A 23,362-nucleotide genomic window follows, 5' to 3' on the forward strand; every position below is an offset into this window, starting at 1 on the left:
TCTGAGAACCCGCGGCGGTGCCGGTTGCGGGGGGTGGGCTATGCGCCTGCGGCGCATGCGACCCTCGCTGCGCGGTGTCGGTCGTGCTTCGCGGTTACCAGCCGGACAGGATGAAAAAGGATCAATGGAAATTGGACATCCAATTTCCATTGAAATTGCGGAAGTTGTCCACAGGACCCGGGACCTGTCCACATCCCCCGGGCATTCGCTCTGGTCACTGGTGCTGGCTGAAGATCGTGTCGAAGGTCAGCGCCGAGGCCAGGACCATGCTCTGCAGCGGGTCCTGGAGCGGGCGGTGGATCTGCAGGACGTAGTTGTCCGCCGTGGTGAACGCCGCCTTCGCCAGGCCCTGCCAGGTTTTGCTGATCTGGCCGATCGGCTGGTCCGCCTGGTCGAGGACCTTGATGTCCCAGGCACGCAGGTTCTCGGCCTGCAGACCGCCGATGCGCTGGCCGCCGATCTCGAAGTTGAAGCGCGCCTTGCCCCAGAAGTTCGCCAACCGGATCTCGCCGATCGGTGACTGGTCCGGGCGCTTCACCTGGACCGTGCCCTTCCAGAGCGTCGCGGGGCGGGTCAGCAGCAGGACCGGGCGACCGGTGATGTCCCGGATCTCCAGCTTGACCGTCATCATCGAGTCGAGCTTGGTGAACGCGCGCAGCGCTTTCTGCGCGCCGCTCTGCCCGACCTGCACGACCGCGCCGATCTGGCGTCCGTGCTGGTCGTAGATGGCGTACTCGTTCGACATCTCGATCAGCTTGGCCTGCTGGTTGATCACCAGCACCGGTTCGGTGAACAGGGTGCCCCCGCCACCGGCGACCGGGCCGCCGACCCCGGCGTGCTGCTGGACCTGGTGCTGGATCGACGCGGCGTTGCCGGTGCCGCCCACGGACATCTCCACGGCGTTGGCGTCGCTTTGCGGCTGCGGTGCCGGTGCTTGTGCCGGTTGCACGTGTTGCGTCCACTGGCGGCCGTCCCACCAGCGGACGTAGCGCTGGTCCGCCTGGTCGGGGTACCAGCCTGGCGCGGGAGCGTTCATGGCGTCCAGGCTAAGTGATCGGTGCGGGGGCTGTCCGCCATTTCCAAGGCCTGTTCGGGAACTCGTTTTGCCTGGTCAGGGCAAAGAGGATCAAAGGCAGGTTTTGGGCCCGATGCGTTTCGGCGCGGTGCCGTTCCGTGCTCGGCTAAAGTCCGGACAGCAATCCCGCCGTGCTCCAAGGGGAGGCGAGGGCCTCCCGCGACTCGAGGCCCCGATGTCGTTCGCAAGCCCCCTGTTCCTCTGGTACTTCCTGCCAGCTGTGCTGGCGGCGGTGCTGATCGCGCCGCGCAGCGGGCGCAATGCGGTGATCGCGGTGGCGAGCCTGCTGTTCTACGCCAGCGGCGCGGGCAGCACGACTTTGTTGCTGCTGGCCTGCATCGTGGTGAACTTCCTCGCCGGGCTGCGTCTGGAACCGGTGGAGTGGGGCTTCGAGCAGAACCGGCGGCGATGGGTGCTGATCGGCGCCGTGTCGTTCAACCTGGCGATCCTGGCGGTGTGGAAGTACGCCGGGTTCGCCACCGAGCAGTTGGCGGTGCTCAGCAGCTGGTTCGGCGGCGACTTCCCGGTGCTGCACCTGGCGCTGCCGATCGGCATCTCCTTCTACACGTTCCACCACATCTCCTACGTGGTGGACATCTACCGCGGTGAGCGCCCGGCGCTGCGCAACCCGGTTTCGTTCATCACCTACATCGCGATGTTCCCGCAGCTCGTGGCGGGTCCGATCGTGCGCTACCGGGAGATCGCCGACCAGCTGCCGCAGCAGCGCACGCACCGGCTGGACGACATCGCGGCCGGTTTTCCGCGCTTCGCCTGGGGGTTGACGAAGAAGGTCGTCATCGCCGACACGCTGGCGCCGATGGTGGACGCCTGCTTCGCGACTCCGGACGAGGACATGACGTTCGCGATCGCCTGGCTCGGCGCGATCGGTTACGCGGTGCAGCTGTACTTCGACTTCTCCGGCTACTCGGACATGGCCATCGGTTTGGGGCGGATGCTGGGGTTCCGGCTGCCGGAGAACTTCGCGCGGCCGTACTCGTCGGTGACCGTCACGGAGTTCTGGCGGCGCTGGCACATGTCGCTGTCGCGCTGGTTCCGCGACTACGTCTACATCCCGCTCGGCGGCAACCGGCACGGGCAGGTCCGCACCTATCGGAACCTGGCGATCATCTTCGTGCTGACCGGTTTCTGGCACGGCGCGGCCTGGACCTACCTGGTGTGGGGCCTGTTCCACGGTCTTCTGCTGGTGATCGAGCGCGCCTTCGGCTGGTCCCACTCGCCTTCGGGCACTCCCGCTCGGATCGCCCGGCGCGCGCTGACGTTGCTGCTGGTGGTGATCGGCTGGGTGTTCTTCCGCTCGCCGGACCTGAGCAGCGCGTTCGTGATGCTGGGGCACATGCTGCTCCCGGACTTCTCCGGTGTCACCGACATCGTGTCGGCCTCGGTGACCAACCAGCGCCTGGTGTTCCTGCTGCTGGCGCTGATCGTGCTGTTCCTCCCGGCGAACTCGGGCACCGGCCCGTTCCTGGAGTCGGTCCGCACCCGCCAGGCCTACGCCCTGCGCATCGGAGTCCTGACCCTCGGCCTCGGCTACTCCGGCCTCCTCGTCGCCACCGGCTCCTTCAGCCCGTTCCTGTACTACCAGTTCTGATTTAGGCGGCGCCCTGACCTGGCGTTTTGGTGCTGCATAAGCGGTATTTGAGGGTGCCAGGCCGTATCCAGGCCGTCTGAACGCACCAACGCCCCGCATCGGGGGAGTCCCGACCGGGGCGTTGGTTAGTGGCGGCCGAACACCGCATCGACAGCACGCTGAGTCCGCTCCAGGCTGGTCGGCATCAGGTGCGTATAGACCTTCAACGTGAATCCACGCGGGTCGGTTGCGACACCCGAGCAACGCGGCCCGCTTCTTGCTTCTGCGAGGGGCGCCGGCTGCCCCGTCTTGTGTGAACGGGGCAGCCGGTCGCTGCGTATTAGCTGAGGTGTGTTTGAGACACAGGTCAGCCCTCGTCGTCGATCTGCTTGGGCTCACCGTCGTGCCGCCCCTTCGGGTCCCCCGGCCCCAGCAGGCGCATCCCCAAGAGCGTCAGGGCACCGATAGTGACCTGGTCGCGATCGAACATCAGCGCCATGGCGATCAGCCCGACAACCAAAATGAAGTTGACGTTGAGCGAACTCTGCAATGCTGCATCCTTCCTGGTAGTTGCCTATCAGGGAGGAATCGCAGGACTCGGTGTTGCGATGTTTGCAGCCTCGTGTATTGTTCGTGGTGGCTAGGGGCCGGTGGTGCTACACCGGCGTCTGGCGCGCAACGCAGCCACATGCGAACTTCCTCCCTTCGCTATCTCCTCGCCAGAGATCAAGAAGAGAGATTAACAGGAGCCCGGGACAGGTCTGAGACCGCCGTCCCCGGGCTTTTGTTTTTGCTGATGGGGACCGATCGTGGGGCGGACCTCTGTGCGGTGGGCAGTCCAGCCAGAGCGATGGCAACCGGATCGCCGTTCTCGAAGTCGTCATCTCCTGAGCCCTGCGGGACTCCTCTCAGGACTCTGTTGGGCGGCATCGTCGGCACACGTGTCTAAACTTTCTCTACTTCATCAAGGGCGGCCCCGCAGGAGCCGCAGAAGTGGAGGCCTTGAGCCTGGTGTCCCGGCTGCAGGCGGTCGCTTGGGCGGGCCGTCAAAGAACGATGCTGGGCACGCTGCGAGGGTGGTCGTCTTGCTTATCCCCGTAGGTCACGAACCGTCGCCTTGGGCACGGGTCACCTGCTTGTGGTCCATTGGCCCAGACAGCGGTGAAACGGATTTCCTGCAGGTTCCGATGTAGCAGATGGACTGGTCAGTAGCTAGCATCCGACAGGTCTGCCCAACGTGGTTTGGTCACTTGGTGCAGCTGGTAGAGGGCCCGACCAGTGGTGAGAACACCGGCCGGGCCGCAGGTGGTGCTACTGGAAGGGCAGCCAGCCCAGGTGGTCACGCAACCACTGGGCAACTTGGGTGCGAACTTCCTGCCAAGCCATCCAGAGAAGGAGCCGGATCCCTGCGCCGACCAAGCTGCGGGTCCGGCTTTCTTCTTGGGTGGGGCGCGAAACCTTGCGGTGTCGCTTTCCGTGGCGAACGGTGGCCAATGCGGCTCTACCTCCTCCGTTAGGGGAGCAAACCCCTTGTGGCTTGCTCCACGTCCGGAGTCGCCCCGACTCGACAGAGTCGGAGGAAGTAGACGTATTGCCTGGCGTTCTCACAGATGGCAACCGAGTGGATCTCGGTTGATCAGAACGATACGGCTTGCACAAACAGAAAGGCGAACGCCAGCGTATGTGACTATTGGCACATAACGTCATACGCCGGTCGGCCGATGCGGGGTAATTCCCGAGGTCAGGGCGCCGCAATCGAGTCGTTTTTAGGTCGAAATCGATCACCTATGGCGCGTCGTGGGTCACACCATTGCATCAGATGAGCTGGCTTCGTCGCCTGGCGGTCGACCGAACTCGCGTTGGGGTGGAGTGGGGCACTGGGTGGTCGGGCGCCTGCTCTCAGCGATCCTGTCGCAGAATCCGGCGGTATGCCGCAAGCGCCTCAGCTAGCCGGCCGCGGGCGACTCTCGCTTCCGACTCATCCGCGGCACGCTCGGCGTGTGCGTACACTGCACCGCTTGCGGCCTTCACGCGAAGCTCGGCCTTTGTCTTCTCGTCCACGCTCCCATCGTCTCCTTCAATACACGGCCCCGAACGAGCTACTCTTTGGCTCACACGTCCAGGCCCAGCAGGGGGTGGGGATTCAGCTGCCGTGCTGTAGGGCCTGAAAGCGGCGGATTGCCAAAGAATTGCCAAGAATCACCCGCAACCAACGTCAAACGTCGGTAGACGAAGCGAGATCAGATTTCGGGGTTTTCCCAGATAACCAGGGGTGTCGGCAGACGACGGCAAGCATTGTCTACTTTGGAAACGTGATCCGCGAGTTCAGGGTTCGATGATCCGTGGCTCTCTCCGCAGGGCAACCGGCTGGAGCATCCGCTCACTGGAGCTCTCAGGCCGCCGTCAGGCCGTCTCTAGGCCCACTAACGACACCAGACATCAACAACCGTCAACTGCCGACTCGTGCAGGTCAGAGTCTTATAGGCGGTTGCCCGCGCTGGTCGCGATCTTCGGGCCCTCAGAACTACCAGTTCTGATCCTGGCGTTTTCGATCGGTCGCGGTGCGTGGCCGGTTAACGTTGGGGTGTGTCGCGGCAGAAGAACTTCCCCCCGGTCCACGAGGCGTGGTTGCCGCGGGAACATCCGCTGCACCGGCCGCGGCACGGCAGGCGGCAGCTCGCCGCGCTGGTGTGCGCCGTCCTGTTCTTCACCGCACCCCTGACGAGCTGGGTGTTCGGGGCTCGGCCGACGCAGCTGGAGAACCGGCCGCTGGCGGCGTTCCCGAGCATCACCGACGGTTGGGGTTTCTTCACCGGGCTGAACGCCTGGGCCACTGACAACCTGCCGTTCCGGAAGGACGCAGTGCAGTCGGTGGACGCGCTCAGCCGCGGGATCTTCGGCGAACCCGCTCGGCTGGACGGCGGTTCGCACACCTCGCCGGTGGGGGCCGGGCAGGTCGACGAGAAGCCGCAGATCGACGAGAACGTGTTCCCCGCAGTCATCGAGGGCAAAGGCGGTTGGCTCTACCTCGGGCACGACGTGTCCTACCGGTGCGTGCCGAAGCGCTCGTTGGACGACGTGATCGCCGGGCTGCGCCGCTGGCGCTCTGTGGTGGAAGCCTCCGGGCGGAAGTTCCAGCTGGTCATCGCGCCCGACAAGTCCACTGTGTACCCGGAGAACATGCCGGACCGCTATGCCGGGCAGGACTGCTCGACGAAGGCCCGCGAGGAGTTCTGGAAGCGGGTGCCCGGCGAGACCGGGGCGCTGGACATGCGCAAGCAGCTGCGCGACGTGGCGGCCCGCAACCAGCGGCCGATCTACCACGACATCGACACGCACTGGACGCACGAGGGCGGCATCACCATGGCCTACCAGCTCGCCGAACGGTTGCAGCCGGGAGTGACGAGTGACTGGAAGGTCCGGCCGTCGCGGCAGTACCCGCACAGCGCGGACATCCCGGACCTGCAGGGGCAGGACCGCACCGTGCCGATCCAGGCGTACTCGCTGGCGCCCGACGGCAGCGACGTGGACAACACCCAGTTCAAGCCCAGCGACTTCCACGAACCGCTGCACCTGGACTCGCCGCCGAAGCCGGGCATGGTCACCGAGCCGATGCGCATGATCGGCGACTCGTTCACCCAGTTCGCGAGTCCGTACCTGGCGGCGACGTTCACCGACGTCACGATCGTCCACCCGGACCAGGTCGCCCTCGACCCGGAGGCGACCGGCCAACTCCTGGCGGAGGGCGAGGTCGTGACCCTCGAGCTCTCCGAGCGCTTCGTCGCCGGAGGCCGCTACCCGATGCTCGACCCGGCTGTGGCGGACAAGGTCGGCGAAGTCCTGGCAGCCCACCCCGTCCGCTGACCCCTCCCGACACGCCGGAGAGTGCCGGATCCCAACTTTAGGGAAATTTGGAAACCCCACCAGATCCGGAAAACCCCAGGTAGCGAGGGTTGCGCGGTGGGAGGGGGTGTCAATTTCTCGCGAAATTGACCACTTGTCGCCCAGCCGGGTCGTGAGGGCGGAGGCGTGGTTGAGGGCGCTTCCGCCCTCACGACCCGGGGTTTAGCGGGTTAGGGGAGTGTGGTTTCGGGATGCGATGAACGGTGGGCGTGGTTCTGGTGCCGAGAACGGGTCGGTCGGTGCGTTCTCGACGCTGTTGAACACCAGGAAGATGTTCGAGCGGGGGTACGGCGTGATGTTGTTGCTCGACGCGTGCATGCAGTTCGCGTCGAACCACAGCGCCGAGCCCGCCGGCCCGGTGAACTGCTCGACCCCGTACTCATAAGCCAGCCGGGTGATGTCGTCCTCGGCAGGGACCCCGACCCGCTGTTCCTTGAGGGACGACTTGTAGTTGTCCTCCGGTGTTTCGCCCGTGCAGGGGACGAAAGTCCGGTGCGATCCCGGCATAATCATCAGACCGCCGTTGAACGGGTAGTTGTCCGTCAGGGCGATCGAGATGCTGACCGCGCGCATCGCCGGTAGGCCGTCTTCGGCGTGCCAGGTCTCGAAATCAGAGTGCCAGTAGAAGCCGGTGCCGCGGTAACCCGGCATGTAGTTGATCCGGCTCTGGTGCACGTACACGTCCGAGCCGAGGATCTGCCGCGCCCGGTCGAGCACCCGCGGATCGCGGGCCAGCTCGGCGATCAGCTCGCTCATCCGGTGCACTTCGAAGATCGAGCGGACCTCGTTCGACGATCGCTCGATGATCGTGCGCTCGTCAGCCCGCACCCGAGGGTCGCTGGTGAGCCGTTCCAGCTCCTGCCAATAGGTTTGCACCTCGGCCGGGGACAGCATCCCCTCCACGACGTGGAAGCCCTTGATCTCGTGCGCCCGGAGTTCCTCCGGGCTGGCCGGTCCCGCGTCCACGCCTGGCCACACGGTGGGGTCGACCCGATCGATCGGCGCAGGCGAAGCGCCCACCCGCGTCGGGTAGCGGTCCTGGGTGCTGAGATCAGCGACGGTCATGGTTTGCGCCTCCTTCGCGAATTCCCGCCGGAGCGGCTGATGCCTTCGGCACCGCCGCCATTTCTCGGTTCCTCGGTTAGAAGCGGCGCACGCGCGGTGCGCCCGCAATCCCCCACGGCGCTGCGCGGGGGAGACCAGTTGTGCGCGTGGCGGGCAACCGGGCATCGGTTACCCGCCACGGGCGAAGAAAAAAAGCCGTCAGGCCATCACTTGGCCGCGGCGGCCTCCTCCTCTTCGATGACCAGCGGGTACACGCCGTTCTCGTCGTGCACCTCGCGGCCGGTCACCGGCGGGTTGAAGACGCAGACGGTCTTCATCTGGGTGCGCGGCCGGACCTGGTGCTTGTCGGCGTTGTTGAGCACGTAGATCGAACCCGGCTTGAGCTGGTGCACCTCGCCGGTCGCCTTGTTCTCGACCTCGCCCTCACCCTCGGTGATGAACACGGCTTCGATGTGGTTGGCGTACCAGAAGTCGTTCACCGTGCCCGCGTAGAGCGTGGTCTCGTGCACCGAGAAGCCGAGCTTGTCCTTGGCCAGGATGATCCGCTTGCTGCGCCAGTTCTCCGACTTGATGTCGGCGTCGGTGTCCTCGATTTCCGACAGGTGCCGGACGATCACGTTTCCTCCAAGTTGTTCTCAGTTGAGTTCGCGCGCGCCGCGTGGGCGCACCTCGCGACTGGCACAGAAGCAGATTCTCAGAACTGTCCTCGATGGACGCTCAGGCACGCGGAGCGTCCTGAGAACCTGCGGGCGTCGTCAGCGGATTCGATCAGGCGAGCACGGAGCGGACCGAGTCGCGGATGATCTTCAGGCCCTTCTCGAGCTCGTCGTCCGAGATGGTCAGCGGCGGCATGAGCTTGAGGACCTCGCTGGACGGACCGGAGGTCTCCACCAGCAGTTTGCGGTCGAACGCGGCCTTGGAGACCTTGCCCGCCACGTTGAGGTCGTCGAAGCCGATACCGCGCGCCAGGCCGCGGCCCTTGGCGATCGCGCCACCGTGCTCGGCGGCGATCTCCTCCAGCACCGCGCCGACCCGCTCGCCCTTGGCGATGGTCGACTTCTCCAGCGCGTCGTCGGACCAGTACTGCTCCAGCGCCTCGGTGGCGGTGATGAACGCCGGGTTGTTGCCGCGGAAGGTGCCGTTGTGCTCGCCCGGCTCCCACACGTCGTGCTCCGGCTTGATCAGCGTCAGCGCCAGCGGCATGCCGTAGCCGCCGATGGACTTCGACAGGCAGACGATGTCGGGCTGGATGCCGGCCTCTTCGAAGCTGAAGAACGGCCCGGTGCGGCCGCAGCCCATCTGCACGTCGTCGACGATCATCAGCATGCCGTGCTTCTGGCACAGGTCGTAGAGCCCGCGCAGCCACTCCGGCCGGGACGAGTTGATGCCGCCCTCGCCCTGCAGCGTCTCGACGATCACCGCGGCCGGCTCGTTCAGGCCACTACCGCTGTCCTCGAGCATCTTCTCGAAGTACAGGAAGTCGGGGACCTGGCCGTCGAAGTAGTCGTCGTAGGGCATCGGCGTGGCGTGCACCAGCGGGATGCCCGCGCCGCCGCGCTTCATCGAGTTGCCGGTGACCGACAGCGAACCCAGCGTCATGCCGTGGAAGGCGTTGGTGAAGCTGATGATCGACTCGCGACCGGTGATCTTGCGGACCAGCTTCAGCGCCGACTCGACCGAGTTGGTGCCGGTCGGGCCGGGGAACTGGACCTTGTAGTTCAGCCCGCGGCGCTCGAGGACGTTCTCCTGGAAGGACTTCAGGAACTCGCCCTTGGCCACAGTGGACTGGTCGAGGCCGTGGGTGACGCCGTCCCGCTCGATGTACTCGAGGAGTTTGCGTTTCAGCACCGGGTTGTTGTGCCCGTAGTTGAGTGCGCCGGCACCGGCGAAGAAGTCCAGGTAGGCGGTGCCGTCCTGGTCGTACAGGTAGCTGCCGGACGCGCGGTCGAACACCGTCGGCCACGTTCTGCAGTAGCTGCGTACTTCGGATTCCAGGGTTGCGAAGATGTCGTTCACGATCCTCCGTTCGGCCGGGCTGCGCACTCCTGGCGCGCCTCGGCAACAGGCAAGATTCCGTGCGTCAGCGGTCGGTTGCGGCCGCTGTGGCGGGGGCCGCCGCGAACGGCCCGATGCGGTACAGGTCCTCCCCCAGGTGCGCATCCGGGAACAGGTCGGCGGTGAACAGCTCGCTGCGCTCGATCTCCGTCGCGCGGTTGCGCGCCAGCGCGGTGAACAGCTTGATCGAGGCGGCGTTGTCCGCGGTGATCGTCGTCTCCAGGTAGCGGATGCCGCGCGGCTGCACTCGGTCCACCAGGTGTCCGAGGAGCCGGCCTGCCACGCCACCACCGCGCTGGGAGGCATCGACGGCGATCTGCCACACCACGAGGGTGTCCGGGGCATCGGGCCGGATGTATCCGGTCACGAATCCCACGACCGCACCGTCGATGCGCGCCACCGCTGAGGTCTGCGCGAAGTCTCGGCACCACAACAGATATGCGTAGGACGAGTTCACATCGAGCACTGCCGAATCGCAAGTGATCCGGTAGAGCTCAGGGCCGTCCGCGACGACCGGAGTGTCGATCTCCAACCGCCCGGCTGAACCGCTTCCGCCATTCCGCTTGTCGTTGTTATGGCTCGGTTTGTCGCCGGTCATACTTCGCCAACTTAACAGAACATCCGTAACGCGTCAGGCTCTCGACGCGATAACTAGTCATCTACCAGGTGAGACGCAATTTTACACGTGATGAGCACTACAGAAACGTTGATTTGCGATCCGGCGTGATGTTAACCGCGCGCTGATGAGTATTGTCGATCATTCTTTACTTTACTGTCTGACCTGCGAAAACGTTGAATTCGCGGACTGTTCCGCGTGCCTCGCCAAGATGATTTTCGATAGCTGAAAAAACTGATCGGATCGAGTGAAATCCAAACGCGAGCGGTCCGCTCGGGTGTCGGTGTGCACCCGAGCGGACCGCCGAGGAGCGCGTCGGACCTACACGCCCGCCACGGACTGGATCCAGTCGCGGTACTCGGTGATGTTGGTGTAGGCCGTGGTGCTCTGCCGGTCGCTGGTGGAAGCCACGCCGACCTGCACGTTCCCGGAGAACATCGGGCCGCCGGAGTCGCCGCCGGCCGGGATGCCGTCGCCGCGGCTCGCGCACACGGCGGTGCCGCCGCGGTAGTCGCTGCAGGCGATGTCGGTGACGTCGACGTCGGCGACCTTGAGGATCTGCGACTGGCACTCGATCTCGGGCTTGTCGGTGCAGGTGGCGCCCCAGCCGTAGGTCTGCACCGTCTGGCCGTTCTGGACGTCGCCGGTCGAGCCCAGCGGCGAGTACTCGGTCTGCACCGCGTGGTCGATGTTGACCAGGGCGAGGTCGGCGGTGTCGTGGATGACCACGCCCCCCTGCTTGGCCTCGGCGTGCTCGCCCTTGGTCTGGTCGACGTCGCCGATGTTGAAGCTCAGCTGCCCGCCGCCGGCGACGCAGTGCTGCGCGGTGAGGATCCACTCCGGCGCGATGATGGTGGCGGTGCAGTTCTCCTGGCCGTCGGCGAACAGCCGGGCGGCCCACGGTGCGCTGTCCACCTCTCGGCCGTCGATGATGTTGGGCTGGACGTCCGCGGCGTGGGACTCGGCGGCCTGGGCCGGGGCGGTGAACGCCGCGGCGGCCAGCGCGGCCCCGACGACGCCTGCGAGGTTTCGGGCGAGCGACACGCTGATCTCCTTCGGTTCGCGAGGAACGCAGCTGGTTTCGAACCGAAATGCACTCTTCACTCGATCGAGTGATTATGTCCATTTGTTGGAGACAACTCGCCAAATAAATGGCGAACGGGATGGAAAATGATCAAGGCGCGGTTCCGGGAAAACGCAGCGAATTCCCGGATTTCCCGCACTGATCGATGGCGGATCATCCGGACGCGCCGAGATCGTTGATCTGCGCCGTCCTAAGAGGACTCCTGCGCTCCGCGTGCGCTGCGCCTGGCCGCTCCTCCTGGTGCTGCGCAGGCGTGTCTGACGATCACTGCTCTTGCTGCTGCTGGCGGAGCTCCCGGTACTCCTTGATGACCAGGACGATGATCGCCACATCCAGCGCGGCGAGCAGCGGGAGCACGATCGAACGGGTCTGCACCGCGCGGAGGATCTCGAAGAGGACGAACAGGCCCAGCGCCGCCGCGGCCACCGGGTACATCGGCAGGACCTTGCGGAGCAGGGCGAGCACCAGGCCGAGCTTGATCACGCCGTGCAGGATCAAGTAGAAGATCACGAACGCGCGGCCGCCGTTGGCGAAGTGCTCGATCGCCTGCTCGAAGTGCCCGGCCAGCGGCCCTGCGGGCGGTCCGACCAGGTCGCGCGTGACGACCGCGTGCGCGAGACGGGTGAGGGTCTCCGGCCGCGCGAAGATCAGCACGATCCCGCCGATCAGCTGCACCGCGCCATCCAGTCCCTTGGCCAGGATGGCGACCAGGAAGAGCTTGTCGGTCAACGTCTTCTGCTCGGGCACAGATCCATCATGCGCGCACTGATCCAGATCAGCCGGACGCCAGCGAGCGATCTCATCGCGATTGTCGACGCATGACTTTCAAGGTAGTTTGAAAGTATGTCGAGCAGTACGGTGGAGACTCCGTTTTCGGAGCTCATCAATCATCCGAAGGCCACAGTTGCGAGGCTCTCGTCAGCACGCGAGCTGCGGCTGCGTCGTCGCGACGCCGATGACCTCATGCTCACCACGGCCACGAGGGCTGAACAGGAGACCGAAGTCGTCTCGGCGGCCACGCGGATCTTCGTCGCCATGATGCAGCGCGACGGTGCCGCCTTGTCGTTGCTGGTCGATGTCGTTCCGGAAGCGTTCCCCTGGGTCAGGTTCCTGCCTGCCGAAGACGTGCGGGCATTCGTGGTGGAGCTGGTGGACACGCTCCGCGCGGCTGACGCGGTCGACAACCCAGCTCCCGTGGCCAGCGTGATCGCCGCGTGGCGGCACACCGCTGAGGTTTATGCAGATCCGGAGCTGTACGCCCGCTTGACCGCGGACGCCGCCGACCACGGTCTGGCGACGGAGCCGCCAGCCGTATGACCACGAAGCGCAAACAGCGAGTCGCTCCGCCTGCCGGGCCTGATCACTGGGAAGTTCGGTGCGGCAACAACGACGCTGGCAAAGGGTGGGACGAACTGTGCCAGCAGGCGCCTGGAAACACCCGGCGAACTTGGGAGCAGCTGAGCATCGCTCCTGAGCCTGCTGTCGAAACGCCGCGGCAGCATCGGCTCCGCGGTTCGCTCGCCGTCGGCACTTTCGAAGGCCGCGAGTACCCGCGATGGCAGATCGAGGTGACCGGCGGAGGTCGGATCTGGTACCTCGTGGACGTTCCACGGCGCACCGTGTGGATCGTGCTGACGGGCAATGCTCATCCCAAAGCCACCGAGTGAACCGATTCGCCCGGCGTTGGTGATCACAGCAACTTCGTCAGGAAGACGTTGTTGGGGTCCGGCTGGTAGTCCGCGAAGGGCTCGCAGGGGGTGAACCCGTGCTTGGCGTAGAGGCGGCAAGCGGGTTCGAAGAAGTCGAAGGACCCGGTTTCCAGGCTCAGCTGGGAGAATCCGCGCTGCTGCGCCGACGTCGTGATGTGGGCACGCCAGGCCGCGGTTCTGGTGCGTCGGCGCGATCGCATCGACTTCAGCTCCGCGTGGTCGGCGTCCAGCTCCTTGAGCGCTGCGCAGCCGATCACGGCGTCGCCGGCCTCGCACATCGACCAGAACGTGACCTCGGGTCGGCGCAGCTCGTCGAGGTCGAGCACGTGCGTGCTCTCCGGTGGGGAGATCGCCCGCAGCTGGTCGACGTGGGCGGTGAGGAACTCGGCGATCTCCGGTCCGGACAGGTCGTCGACGACGATCTCCACTGCACCGCTCCTCTCGCCGCCTGCATCGTCCGGGGGCCGGGTTTCACAGGTGAAATTTCGGTGTGACGGTGTTGTTTCGGCCGCCGGAGCAATAATTGGTAAATACCAATTTCGCAAGATCAGTGCTGGAGCGCTCCGGAGTCGGTAGACAGGTCGCGCCGGCCTTCTCCTGAGTCTCGAAGCTGGTCGGCATCTCTGGAGATGCAGCAGAATAAGAAGCATGAGGGAGCAGCCGGTGAGCGTGTCCGCTGATGTGGTGGGCGAGGCATTGTCGTCGTGGACGGATGCTGTTCGCAGGGCCGAGCACGGTGAAACGGTGCCGGTCGTCGCGCACGGCGAACACGTCGCGGATGTGGTGCCGTCAGGCGAGATCGACCGACTGCGCGAGACGATCGAAGTGCTTTCCGACTCCGACCTCATCCGAGACCTGCGCGAAGGGCTCGCCGATGTGACCGCCGGGCGCACCGTTTCCGCCGACCAGATGGCCGCTGATCTGCAAGCGAGGCGGGACAACGAGTGAGCTGGCGCGGCAGCTACACGGTCGTCTACACCGCTGCCGCGCGTCGCCAGATGAACCGCTTGCCATTGGCTGCCGCCATGGCCATGCACGACCATCTGACCGGCCCGGTCGCCGACAATCCCCACCGTCTCGGAAAACGCTTGGACGTGCCGTTCGACGGCCTGTGCAGCACGCGCCGCGGTGAGTACCGAGCTCTTTACTCGATCGATGATGGCCAGATCACGGTTACTGTCGTGACCGTCGCTCATCGCCGGGATGCGTACCGGCCGTCCTAGATCCGCAGCCCCGCAGCCCCGCAGCCCTCGGTCCTGTCGGTTCGTTCGTCGCAGTTGTTGTTGCCGGTCGTGCGGCTGGACTTTCTCCAGGTGACAGGCCCAAGTCCCGCGGCTCGCATGTAGCCCTCCTAGGTGAGTTTCTCGATCCGCCGTTCGAGCATCTTCGTCGACTCCCGGTCGCCGAGGGCTGATCCTCGTCGCGCAACATCGTCAAGTCGAGCAGTGACGCTGGGGGTGACTCCTCGGTGTCCTCGACACCTGTCCCGGTGGAAGTCGTCGGGGGGATGGCGCTCCGAGTGCGGAATCGTGATCTTGCGCTACGCGGAGTTGCGCTTGCGGGGCTAGATGATCCCTCCGCAGCGCGTAGATCGTGCGGGAGGCGAGGGCAAGAGCCGCCGGAGCCCCTGCCTGCGGGGAGCTCGGCTGGGGTTGGGGTGTGTCAATTTCTCGCGAAATTGACGTTCACCTGGGTGACGGTGGTGCCTACCTGGGGTTTTGTGCGGTAGGTGACAGGCTGTGGGGGCTTCGTCCGGAGGCCTGGTCGGGTAACTTTGGAGCCGCTGAGGGGACTCGAACCCCTGACCGTCCGCTTACAAGGCGGGCGCTCTACCAGCTGAGCTACAGCGGCGTGCACTTCGTTCGTGCGGGGACATCGTAAGCATCGGTGGCGGTCGTTTGGGAAGCGGCTGGGGTACTGCGGGCGGAGGATGTTCTTCGCCGCTGGCAGGCGACCGGCGCGATAGTGATGGACGCCACGGAATCTAGGTGCAACGGTCAGCTCATGACAGGCGATCCCCGAGGGGAAGGTCCGGCACGGCGATCCGCCCGCGAAGCTGGGCGGCAGGAGGGAAGAGCAGCATTGGGAATCACGCAGCGCGCCCGGGGTGTGCTGCGGCGGCGCGACCCGGAGGCCACCATCCCGCCGGGGGCTCGCAACGTCGTCTACGGGCCTGCCCTGCCCGAAGAATCAACCGTCCACCTCGTGCTCGACCTCGGCCTTCGCATCGGTGAGGTCCAGATGGCCAGCGGCGCCGGTGCCTCCGACGTGACCGCGACGATCATCGCCGTCGTCAACGCCTACGGTCTGCCGCACTGCGAGGTCGACGTGATCTACACGTCGATCACCGTCTCCTGCTACCGCGGTACCGAACACGCGCCGATCACCTCGCTGCGCGTGGTCCGCAACCGCTCCATCGACTACACCCGGCTCGACGACGTCGAAGACCTGCTGCGGCGGATCACCGCCAACGAGCTCTCCGCCGCCGACGCCTACGCCGAACTCGACCGGATCACCACCGCTCCGCATCCGTTCCCCCGCTGGGTCGCGACGGTGGCCTGGGCGGGCATGGCGGCCTCGCTGGCCGTGCTGCTCGGCGGCGGTGGCGGCGGCGTCATGCTGCCGATCACCGCGGCCGCCGCGACCGCGCTGGTGGACCGCATCGGGCGGCTGCTGAACAAGCGCGCCCTGCCGTTCTTCTTCCAGCAAGCCGTCGGCGGGGCCATCGCCACCAGCATCGCGATGACCTTCTACGCCATCGGCTGGCTGGAAGACCCGCAGCTGGCGGTGGCCGCGAGCATCATCGTCCTGCTGTCCGGCATGACCGTGGTCGGCTCGATGCAGGACGCCATCACCGGCTACAACGTCACCGCCGCAGGCCGGATAGCCGAACTCGCGCTGATGTCAGCGGGGCTGATCGCCGGTGTGGTGCTGCCGCTCTACCTCGGCGTGCGTCTCGGCGGCGACACCGTCGCCGGGATCAACGCCACCGACGTCGGGCGCGCTCAAGTGCTCGCACCTGCGCTGTCGCTGTCCCTGCAGATCCTCGCCGGTGCCTCCACGTCGGCGTGCTTCGCGCTCGCCAGCTACGCGCCGCCGCGGCCGCTGCTGGTGGCCGGGATCGGCGGTGCGGTCGCCGCGGGGGTGCACGCGGTGCTGACGCTGGCCGAGGTGCACACCGTGCTGGCCGGGGCGATCGCGACCACCATCGTCGGTTTCGTCGGCGGGATCATCGCGCGCCGCCTGCGGATCCCATCCCTGGTGATCGCGGTTTCCGGCGTGGCGCCGCTGCTGCCCGGTCTGGCGACCTACCGCGGCCTGTACGAGCTGTCCGTGCTCGGCAGCGCGAGCGGCGCGACCACGCTGATGCTGGCCGTCGCGACCGGTCTCGCGCTCGGCGCCGGTGTTGTGCTCGGCGAATACCTCGCCCAGCCTGTGCGCACCCGGCTCGGCAGGTTGGAGCGCCGCTTCTCCGGACCTCGGCTGTCCGGGCCACTGCGCCCCGCCAAGAGGCGGTTGGATTGACCCTCTTCGACACACTTTTCGCTGTTCGGAAGGGGCGTGGCCGGTGCTGCGCCGGTTTACCCGCGCGCAGCACGCCGCGACGGGCTGGATTAGCTAGCCTCGCGACAGGTCGTTGACACGGCGGGAGGAACACCGGTGAGCAAGGGCAGCAAGCCCAACCGAGCGGATTTCGTCGTGGTCGCCAACCGGCTGCCGGTCGATCTGGAGCGTCTCGACGACGGCACCGAGCGCTGGAAGCACAGCCCCGGCGGCCTCGTCACCGCGCTGGAGCCGTTCCTGCGCGCCCGGCGCGGCGCGTGGGTCGGCTGGCCCGGGGTGGCCGACATCGACGTCGAACCGTTCGCCGACGATGGCCTGCAGCTGCACCCGGTGCGGCTGTCGGCCACTGAGTTCGCTGAGTACTACGAGGGATTCTCGAACGCGACGCTGTGGCCGCTCTACCACGACGTGGTGGTGCCGCCGGTGTTCGACCGCTCCTGGTGGCACGCCTACCAGCGGGTCAACCGGCGCTTCGCCGAAGCCGCCGCGGAGGTCAGCGCCGAGGGCGCGACGGTGTGGGTGCAGGACTACCAGCTGCAGCTGGTGCCCGCGATGCTGCGGGAGCTGCGCCCCGACCTGCGCATCGGGTTCTTCCTGCACATCCCGTTCCCGCCGGTCGAGCTGTTCATGCAGCTGCCGTGGCGCACCGAAATAGTGCGCGGACTGCTGGGCGCCGACCTGGTCGGCTTCCACCGCCCGGGCGGGGCGCAGAACTTCCTGTGGCTGGCCCGCCGGCTGGCCGGGTTCGAACCCAGCCGCGGTCAGGTCGGCGTGCGCTCCCGGCCGGGCGTGGTGCAGGTCGGCGACCGGACGGTGCGGGTGGGCGCGTTCCCGATCTCCATCGCCTCCGCTGAGCTGGACCGGTTGGCGCGCACCAAGGAGATCCAGCAGCGGGTCAAGGCGCTGCGCGCGGAGCTCGGCAACCCGCGCAAGATCATGCTTGGCGTCGACCGCCTCGACTACACCAAGGGCATCGACGTCCGGCTGCACGCCTTCCACGAGCTGCTGGCCGAGGGGCAGGTCAAGGCAGAGGACGTGACGATGATCCAGATCGCCACGCCCAGCCGGGAACGCGTCGAGCACTACAAGCAGATGCGCGAGGACATCGAGCGCGAGGTCGGCCGGATCAACGGCGAGTTCGGCCGCGTCGGCCACCCCGCGGTGCACTACTTGCACACTTCGGTGGACCGCAAGGACCTCGTCTCCTTCTACTGCGCCGCCGACGTCATGGTGGTGACGCCGGTCCGCGACGGCATGAACCTGGTCTGCAAGGAGTACGTCGCCTCCCGCCACGATCTCGGCGGGGCGCTGGTGCTCAGCGAGTTCGCCGGAGCCGCCGCCGAGCTGACGAGTTCCTTCCTGGTCAACCCGCACAACCTCGACGGTGTGAAGGACGCGTTGCTGGCCGCCCTCTACATCGACGAGGCCGAGGGACGCCGTAGGATGCGCGCACTGCGTAGGCAAGTGCTCACGCACGATGTCGACCGCTGGGCGCGGTCGTTCCTCGAAGCTCTGGGCACACCCCTCGCGGAATAGCTGCGAGTAACTGGTCCGCAACACGGACCGCCAAGCGTCAGCAATACTGGTTGACACCGGTCGGTCACCAACCGGATCGATCAACACAGCCTTGACCACGCCCTTTGATGAGGAGTATGGCGTTGACCGCCGAAGCCCTGCCTGCGGAGCTGCGCCGTGAGATCGTGCAGCTCGCGCGGACACCCCGACTTCTGGTCGCCTGCGACTACGACGGCACCCTGGCGCCCATCGTGGCGGACCCCGCCCAGGCCAAACCGCTGCCGGAGTCGGTGCACGCCCTGCGTTCGCTGGCCGCGCTGCCCGCCACCACCACCGCCGTGATCTCCGGGCGCGCGCTGCGCGACCTGGCGATCCTGTCCCGCCTGCCCGCCGAGGTCTACCTGGTGGGCAGCCACGGATCCGAGTTCGACGTCGGGTTCGTGCACGAGCTCCAACCCGAAGCCACCCAGCTGCGCACCGAGCTGCAGATCGGTCTGCAGGACATCGTGCGCGGCAAGGAAGGCGTGACGCTGGAGGCCAAGCCGGCCAGCGTCGCGGTGCACGTCCGCCGCGCCGAGCCCGACGTCGCCAGCGAGGTGCTGGAGACCGTGCGCACCGGCCCCGCCCAGTGGGACGGCGTGCAGGTGACCGAGGGAAAGGAGGTCATCGAGCTCGCGGTGGTGCAGACCGACAAGGGCAACGCCCTGGACACCCTGCGCCACCAGGTCGGTGCGACCGCCGCGATGTTCCTCGGCGACGACGTCACCGACGAGAAGGCCTTCGCCCGCCTGCACGGCCCTGACCTGGGGATCAAGGTCGGCAGCGGGGACACCCTGGGCCGCTACCGGGTCGGCGACGCCGCCGACGTCGCGACGGTGCTGGCGTTCCTGATGGAGGAGCGCCGGACCTGGCTCTACGGCGAGCAGGCCCCGCCGATCGAGCGCCTGACGATGCTGTCCAACGAGCGCACCGTCGCCCTGCTCACCCCGGAAGCGCGGCTGACCTGGATGTGCCACCCCGGTCCGGACTCGGCGGCGGTGTTCGCCGACCTGCTGGGCGGCTCCGGTGCAGGCCACTTCAGCGTCCGCCCGCACGGCGGCAACGGCACCCAGCGCAGCCCGCTGCCGCTGGGCCAGCGCTACGTGCCGAACACGATGACCGTGGAGACGCGCTGGTCGCGGCTGCTGGTCACCGACTACCTGGCGCACGGCACCGAGAGCCACCGCACCGACGTGGTCCGCGTGATCAGCGGCAGCACCACGGCGGATGTCGAGTTCGCGCCGCGCCCCGAGTTCGGCCAGGTGGCGGTGCGGCTGACCGCCGAAGCGGGCGGCCTGCGGGTGCAGGGCACGGCGGAGCCGATGGTGCTGTACTCGCCGGGCGTGCAGTGGGAGATCACCTCCGACGGCATGCACGAGTCGGCGCGCGCGGTGCTGGAGCTGACCGACGGCGACCCCGTCGTGCTGGAACTGCGCTGCGGTGCGGACGACCTGTCCCCGGCGCAGGCCGAACTGGAGCGTCGCGACGAGGCCGACCGGTACTGGTCGGACTGGATGAAGACGCTGTCGCTGCCCGAGGTGGAGCGCGACCTGGTCGCCCGCTCGGCGCTGACGCTGCGCGGTCTGTGCAACACCGACACCGGCGGGATCATGGCCGCTGCCACCACCTCGCTGCCCGAGGAGATCGGCGGCGTGCGCAACTGGGACTACCGGTACTGCTGGCTGCGCGACGGCGCGATGACCGCGCAGGCGTTGGTGACCCTCGGCTCCACCGAGGAGGCCGAGGCGTTCCTGGACTGGCTGCACCGCGTGCTCGAGACGCTGCCCGGCCCGGAGCGGCTGCACCCGCTGTACACGCTGCAGGGCACCGGGCTCGGCCCGGAGGCCGTGATCGACAGCCTGCCCGGCTACGCCGGATCCCGGCCGGTCCGCGTTGGCAACCTCGCCGACCAGCAGGTCCAGCTCGACGTGTTCGGCCCGGTGGTGGAGCTGATCGCGCACCTGGCGCAGGCCACCGGTCGGGTTCGCGAGGTCGACTGGGAACTGGTCACCGCGATGGCCGCGGCGGTCTCGCAGCGCTGGTTCGAGCCGGACCACGGCATCTGGGAAGAGCGCGACGTGCCGCGGCACCACGTGTACTCCAAGGTCATGTGCTGGGTGACGCTGGACCGCGCGGTCAAGCTGGCCGAGGCCTACGACCGCGAGGCCGACCCGTCGTGGGCGCCGCTGCGCGACCAGATCGGCCAGGACGTGGTGAAGAACGGCTGGCATCCGGACGTGCAGGCGTTCACCACCGCTTACGAGGGCTCGGATCTGGACGCGGCGTCGCTGCACGTCGGCCTGTCCGGGCTGATCGACCCGGCCGACGAGCGGTTCAAGGCCACCGTCACCGCGATCGAGGCGGAGCTGCGCAGCGGGTCCACCGTGTACCGCTACCGGCGCGACGACGGTCTGCCCGGTGACGAGGGCGGTTTCCACCTCTGCGCGGCTTGGCTGATCGAGGCGTACCTGCTGATCGGCCGTCGCACCGAGGCGGAGGAGCTGTTCCAGCAGATCGTGGACACGGCGGGCCCGACGGGCCTGCTGTCCGAGGAGTACGACCCGATCGCGGAGCGCTCCCTGGGCAACCACCCGCAGGCCTACTCCCACCTGGGCCTGATCCGCTGCGCCCAGCTGCTGTCGGCCTGAGGATCTGTCTCCGGTGGTCCTTTTGCGTGGCGGTGCGGGTAGCGGAACCTCAGCGTCCGCCTGGTCTGCGGGCGCCCTGACTTGTGTGTGCCAATACGCGGCGTCAGGGCCGTCCTCGCCAGGCGAACGCTGAGAACCCGCGGCGGTGCCGGTTGCGCGGGTGGGCTGTGAGCCTTCGGCGCATCAAAGGCAAAAGATCCGCCGACGTTTTGCATGTCATCGCCCGTGAGTGCTTTGGGTTGCTGTAGCAGCCCAAAGCACTCACGGGGTTCTTCCCGGGACGCTGGTCACGATTTGGGTGAATCGGGTCATCCGGTTGATGGCGCACGAATACCCTCTGTGCCGGAGCTCGCGCAAGGGGAGGGTAGACGGGTGAACAACGGGTTGGTCACAGCGTTGATCATTCTTGCGATCGTGCTGATCGTCGTCGCGGTGATCGCCGTGATCATGGGGATCCGCGCCAAGCGCGCGGCAGCGGAGCCGCCGGAGCCGCAGCGCCCCACCGATCCCTTCAACACCGGTGATCAGGACTCGCTGCGCGGCGACCCGCGCGCGCTGAAGGCCGGCGACATCGTCGAGGTGCGCGGCGAGTCGTTCACCGTGCGCGGCAGCCTGCGGCTGTCCGAAGGCGGTTGGACCTGGTCGGAGCACCTGCTCGACGACTCCAAGGGCACCCAGGTGTGGTTGGCCGTCGAAGAGGACCCGGACCTGATCCTCTCGCTGTGGACGCCGGTGGCCGACGCCGGTGAGCCGGGCCCGAAGACCATCACCTTCGGCGGGCGCACCTACCACTCCGAGGAGTCCGGCGGCGCCGAGTTCCGCAGCGAGGCCACCACCGGGCTGGCCGAGCACGGCACCGTTCGCTACCACGATTACGAGTCGTCGGACGGCGCGCTGCTGGGCTTCGAGTCCTACGGCGACGCCGACTGGGAAGCCAGCACCGGTGAGGCGCTCAGCCGCTACGACGTGCTCATCTACCCCGCTGCAAGCTGACCCCGTGAAACCGAAGTTCTGGTTCGCGCTGGCCGGAGTCGCGGCGGTGCTCGCGTTGATCATCGGCCTGGTGGCGGTGTTCTCCACCGGCACCAGCCCGCGCGGTTACATCGCGAACAACTACACGCGCGCGGCGAATCTGGACCTGAGCGGCGACGCCGACAACCGCGCGTACACCAGTCCGAAGGCGCCGAGCGCGGTCGCGTTCGAGATCAGCAAGAAGTGGCGACCGCAGTCGCAGTACACCGACTCCTCCGGCATCTACCTGCGGTATTCCGACGACGCCGTGGTGATCAAGCCGCACCAGCGGGGTTCGGTCATCCACGTGATGGACGCCCGCCACGCATACCACCGCTACCACTCGCACGTCGGCGGCGTCTGGGGTTGGAGCAGCCCGCGCGGCGAGAGCTTCCGCGGTCGCGGTCCCGGAGCGGGCAAATGAGCGCTGTCTCGAAACCCGCTCGCCACATGGGGATCGTCGCGGGTGGGATCGGTTTCTTCACGCTGGTGGGCATCGTCAGCGTGTCGACCGGCTTCGGCGGTGCGCCGCAGACCAGCTTCACCTCCGAGGACACGACCCTCTACTCCAGCAGCGACGTCTACTCCGGGCCGTCGATCGAGCGGTTCCCGCCCGCCGACGCGGAGCAGCTCTCGAAAGGCTTGGCAGAGGCCGAGAAGCTGCACGGGATCTGCTTCGGCTGGAAGCTCCTCGACGGATCGACCGAGGAGTTCGACCAGGGCTCCAGCCGGGGCCCGAACGTCCCGGCCGACAGCTGCCCGCGCTGGGCCGAAGTTCAGGTCAGCGTTGCACTCGGGTCCACCGAAGACGATCTGGACGCCGCGGACGTCGAGGTGGTCACCTCGGGAGACCTGCGGCCGGTGCCCACCACGACCGACTTCGTGAACATGGGCGTGACCGCGGACTCGCTGGCCGAGGAGCCGGTGACCGTCACCGGGCAGGCGGCGCTGGGACTTCCGCTGCTGCTGGTGGAAAGCGGCGCGTTGGAGGCGCCGGAGGTGTCGGACGAGGAACCGGCGGGCGATGCGTCGACCACGCCGCTGCCGCCGGGCGACGGCTCGGGTTCGAGCACGGCGACCTGGGTGTGGCTCGGCGTGCTGGGGTTCGTCGTGGTGCTGGGGCTGGTGTTCGGCTTCATCGGGCGCGCCAAGCAGAAGTCCACATCGGACGGAACGCCGTCCGGTCCGCCGCCGTGGCAGCAGACGGGACCACCGCCTGGGCAGCCTCCGGGACCGCAGCAACCAGGGCCGCCATCCGGGCCTCAGCCGCAGGGACCACCGCCTGGACCGCAGCAGCCATGGCCGCCGCAGGGGCCGCCACCGCATGGTCGGCCGCAGTACGGCCAGTTCCCCGGGCAGCCGCCCGGTCCGTATCCGCCGGCACCGCCCGGCCAGGGCTTCCCGCCGCCGCAGGGCGGGCCGCAACCGCCGTGGCCGCCGAGACATCCAGGGCCGCCCGGGCCCGGCCGCTGACCCCGCTCACCACACGA

20 protein-coding genes and 1 tRNA gene are annotated in these 23,362 nt (G+C 67.3%); 11 read left to right on the plus strand and 10 right to left on the minus strand.

The window, feature by feature from the left end:
• Nucleotides 1-214: 214 nt before the first annotated feature.
• The gene (locus ACWCO2_RS08950) at nt 215-1,036 is read right to left on the minus strand and encodes a phospholipid scramblase-related protein (protein WP_450127156.1); all 822 of its coding nucleotides are present in this window, start codon (nt 1,034-1,036) and stop codon (nt 215-217) included.
• A 214-nt stretch (nt 1,037-1,250) separates the two neighbouring features.
• On the opposite strand from ACWCO2_RS08950, the gene ACWCO2_RS08955 reads away from it, so the two are divergent.
• Nucleotides 1,251-2,684, plus strand: a complete 1,434-nt coding sequence (locus ACWCO2_RS08955; protein WP_450127157.1) for an MBOAT family O-acyltransferase — start codon at nt 1,251-1,253, stop codon at nt 2,682-2,684.
• 346 nt (nt 2,685-3,030) lie between these two features.
• Here ACWCO2_RS08955 and ACWCO2_RS08960 read toward each other — a convergent pair whose 3' ends face one another.
• The gene (locus ACWCO2_RS08960) at nt 3,031-3,213 is read right to left on the minus strand and encodes a hypothetical protein (RefSeq protein WP_450127158.1); all 183 of its coding nucleotides are present in this window, start codon (nt 3,211-3,213) and stop codon (nt 3,031-3,033) included.
• 2,036 nt (nt 3,214-5,249) lie between these two features.
• On the opposite strand from ACWCO2_RS08960, the gene ACWCO2_RS08965 reads away from it, so the two are divergent.
• Nucleotides 5,250-6,527 (plus strand): alginate O-acetyltransferase AlgX-related protein, encoded by a 1,278-nt coding sequence (locus tag ACWCO2_RS08965; protein ID WP_450127159.1) that lies wholly within the window; start codon nt 5,250-5,252, stop codon nt 6,525-6,527.
• Nucleotides 6,528-6,728: 201 nt separating this feature from the next.
• On the opposite strand, the gene thpD is transcribed toward ACWCO2_RS08965, so the two are convergent.
• From thpD to ACWCO2_RS08995, 6 genes are all read right to left on the minus strand, one after another.
• Nucleotides 6,729-7,631, minus strand: coding sequence for an ectoine hydroxylase (gene thpD, locus ACWCO2_RS08970; RefSeq protein ID WP_450127160.1), 903 nt, complete (start codon nt 7,629-7,631; stop codon nt 6,729-6,731).
• A gap of 206 nt (nt 7,632-7,837) precedes the next feature.
• Nucleotides 7,838-8,248: an ectoine synthase gene (locus ACWCO2_RS08975; protein WP_450127161.1), complete on the minus strand. Its 411-nt coding sequence runs from the start codon at nt 8,246-8,248 to the stop codon at nt 7,838-7,840.
• Between the two features lie 151 nt (nt 8,249-8,399).
• Complete coding sequence (gene ectB / locus ACWCO2_RS08980; RefSeq protein WP_450127162.1) at nt 8,400-9,647, minus strand: diaminobutyrate--2-oxoglutarate transaminase; 1,248 nt, start codon at nt 9,645-9,647, stop codon at nt 8,400-8,402.
• A 64-nt stretch (nt 9,648-9,711) separates the two neighbouring features.
• Complete coding sequence (gene ectA, locus ACWCO2_RS08985; protein ID WP_450127277.1) at nt 9,712-10,218, minus strand: diaminobutyrate acetyltransferase; 507 nt, start codon at nt 10,216-10,218, stop codon at nt 9,712-9,714.
• A gap of 405 nt (nt 10,219-10,623) precedes the next feature.
• Nucleotides 10,624-11,346 carry a S1 family peptidase gene (locus ACWCO2_RS08990; RefSeq protein WP_450127163.1) on the minus strand — a complete coding sequence of 241 codons (723 nt, stop codon included), beginning with the start codon at nt 11,344-11,346 and terminating at the stop codon, nt 10,624-10,626.
• Between the two features lie 304 nt (nt 11,347-11,650).
• Entirely contained in the window at nt 11,651-12,133 is a 483-nt protein-coding gene (locus ACWCO2_RS08995) for a DUF2127 domain-containing protein (RefSeq protein ID WP_450127164.1), read from the minus strand.
• Nucleotides 12,134-12,229: 96 nt separating this feature from the next.
• Here ACWCO2_RS08995 and ACWCO2_RS09000 point away from each other — a divergent pair, with 96 nt between their 5' ends.
• The gene (locus tag ACWCO2_RS09000; protein WP_450127165.1) at nt 12,230-12,703 is read left to right on the plus strand and encodes a DUF6247 family protein; all 474 of its coding nucleotides are present in this window, start codon (nt 12,230-12,232) and stop codon (nt 12,701-12,703) included.
• Nucleotides 12,704-13,076: 373 nt separating this feature from the next.
• Here the strand turns inward: ACWCO2_RS09000 and ACWCO2_RS09005 are convergent, their stop codons facing one another.
• On the minus strand, nt 13,077-13,523 hold the full coding sequence (locus ACWCO2_RS09005; RefSeq protein ID WP_450127166.1) for a GNAT family N-acetyltransferase: 447 nt from the start codon (nt 13,521-13,523) through the stop codon (nt 13,077-13,079).
• Between the two features lie 220 nt (nt 13,524-13,743).
• On the opposite strand from ACWCO2_RS09005, the gene ACWCO2_RS09010 reads away from it, so the two are divergent.
• Both ACWCO2_RS09010 and ACWCO2_RS09015 read left to right on the plus strand, forming a co-directional pair.
• On the plus strand, nt 13,744-14,043 hold the full coding sequence (locus tag ACWCO2_RS09010; RefSeq protein WP_450127167.1) for a hypothetical protein: 300 nt from the start codon (nt 13,744-13,746) through the stop codon (nt 14,041-14,043).
• Nucleotides 14,040-14,318, plus strand: a complete 279-nt coding sequence (locus ACWCO2_RS09015) for a type II toxin-antitoxin system RelE family toxin (RefSeq protein WP_450127168.1) — start codon at nt 14,040-14,042, stop codon at nt 14,316-14,318. The genes ACWCO2_RS09010 and ACWCO2_RS09015 overlap by 4 nt, the downstream gene beginning before the upstream one ends.
• A 552-nt stretch (nt 14,319-14,870) precedes the next feature.
• Here the strand turns inward: ACWCO2_RS09015 and ACWCO2_RS09020 are convergent.
• A tRNA-Thr gene (locus ACWCO2_RS09020) sits at nt 14,871-14,946 on the minus strand.
• A gap of 231 nt (nt 14,947-15,177) precedes the next feature.
• Here ACWCO2_RS09020 and ACWCO2_RS09025 point away from each other — a divergent pair.
• The 6 genes from ACWCO2_RS09025 to ACWCO2_RS09050 all read left to right on the plus strand — a co-directional run bounded on the left by ACWCO2_RS09025 (nt 15,178) and on the right by ACWCO2_RS09050 (nt 23,345).
• The gene (locus ACWCO2_RS09025; RefSeq protein WP_450127169.1) at nt 15,178-16,620 is read left to right on the plus strand and encodes a threonine/serine ThrE exporter family protein; all 1,443 of its coding nucleotides are present in this window, start codon (nt 15,178-15,180) and stop codon (nt 16,618-16,620) included.
• Nucleotides 16,621-16,755: 135 nt separating this feature from the next.
• Entirely contained in the window at nt 16,756-18,195 is a 1,440-nt protein-coding gene (locus ACWCO2_RS09030; protein ID WP_450127170.1) for an alpha,alpha-trehalose-phosphate synthase (UDP-forming), read from the plus strand.
• 116 nt (nt 18,196-18,311) lie between these two features.
• On the plus strand, nt 18,312-20,861 hold the full coding sequence (gene otsB / locus ACWCO2_RS09035) for a trehalose-phosphatase (RefSeq protein WP_450127171.1): 2,550 nt from the start codon (nt 18,312-18,314) through the stop codon (nt 20,859-20,861).
• Between the two features lie 372 nt (nt 20,862-21,233).
• Nucleotides 21,234-21,854 (plus strand): DUF4178 domain-containing protein, encoded by a 621-nt coding sequence (locus tag ACWCO2_RS09040; protein ID WP_450127172.1) that lies wholly within the window; start codon nt 21,234-21,236, stop codon nt 21,852-21,854.
• 4 nt (nt 21,855-21,858) lie between these two features.
• Complete coding sequence (locus tag ACWCO2_RS09045; protein ID WP_450127173.1) at nt 21,859-22,296, plus strand: DUF4247 domain-containing protein; 438 nt, start codon at nt 21,859-21,861, stop codon at nt 22,294-22,296.
• On the plus strand, nt 22,293-23,345 hold the full coding sequence (locus ACWCO2_RS09050; protein ID WP_450127174.1) for a hypothetical protein: 1,053 nt from the start codon (nt 22,293-22,295) through the stop codon (nt 23,343-23,345). Before ACWCO2_RS09045 ends, ACWCO2_RS09050 begins: the two co-directional genes overlap by 4 nt.
• Nucleotides 23,346-23,362: the final 17 nt, after the last annotated feature.

It is taken from the genome of Saccharopolyspora sp. NPDC002376 (assembly GCF_053593195.1).

Bases quoted from the DNA above. Each gene is read 5' to 3' on its own strand.
- ACWCO2_RS08950 (WP_450127156.1), bottom strand. From the start codon at position 1,036: ATGAACGCTCCCGCGCCAGGCTGGTACCCCGACCAGGCGGACCAGCGC.
- ACWCO2_RS08955 (WP_450127157.1), top strand. From the start codon at position 1,251: ATGTCGTTCGCAAGCCCCCTGTTCCTCTGGTACTTCCTGCCAGCTGTG.
- thpD (WP_450127160.1), bottom strand. From the start codon at position 7,631: ATGACCGTCGCTGATCTCAGCACCCAGGACCGCTACCCGACGCGGGTG.
- ACWCO2_RS09000 (WP_450127165.1), top strand. From the start codon at position 12,230: ATGTCGAGCAGTACGGTGGAGACTCCGTTTTCGGAGCTCATCAATCAT.
- ACWCO2_RS09010 (WP_450127167.1), top strand. From the start codon at position 13,744: ATGAGGGAGCAGCCGGTGAGCGTGTCCGCTGATGTGGTGGGCGAGGCA.
- otsB (WP_450127171.1), top strand. From the start codon at position 18,312: ATGGCGTTGACCGCCGAAGCCCTGCCTGCGGAGCTGCGCCGTGAGATC.
- ACWCO2_RS09050 (WP_450127174.1), top strand. From the start codon at position 22,293: ATGAGCGCTGTCTCGAAACCCGCTCGCCACATGGGGATCGTCGCGGGT.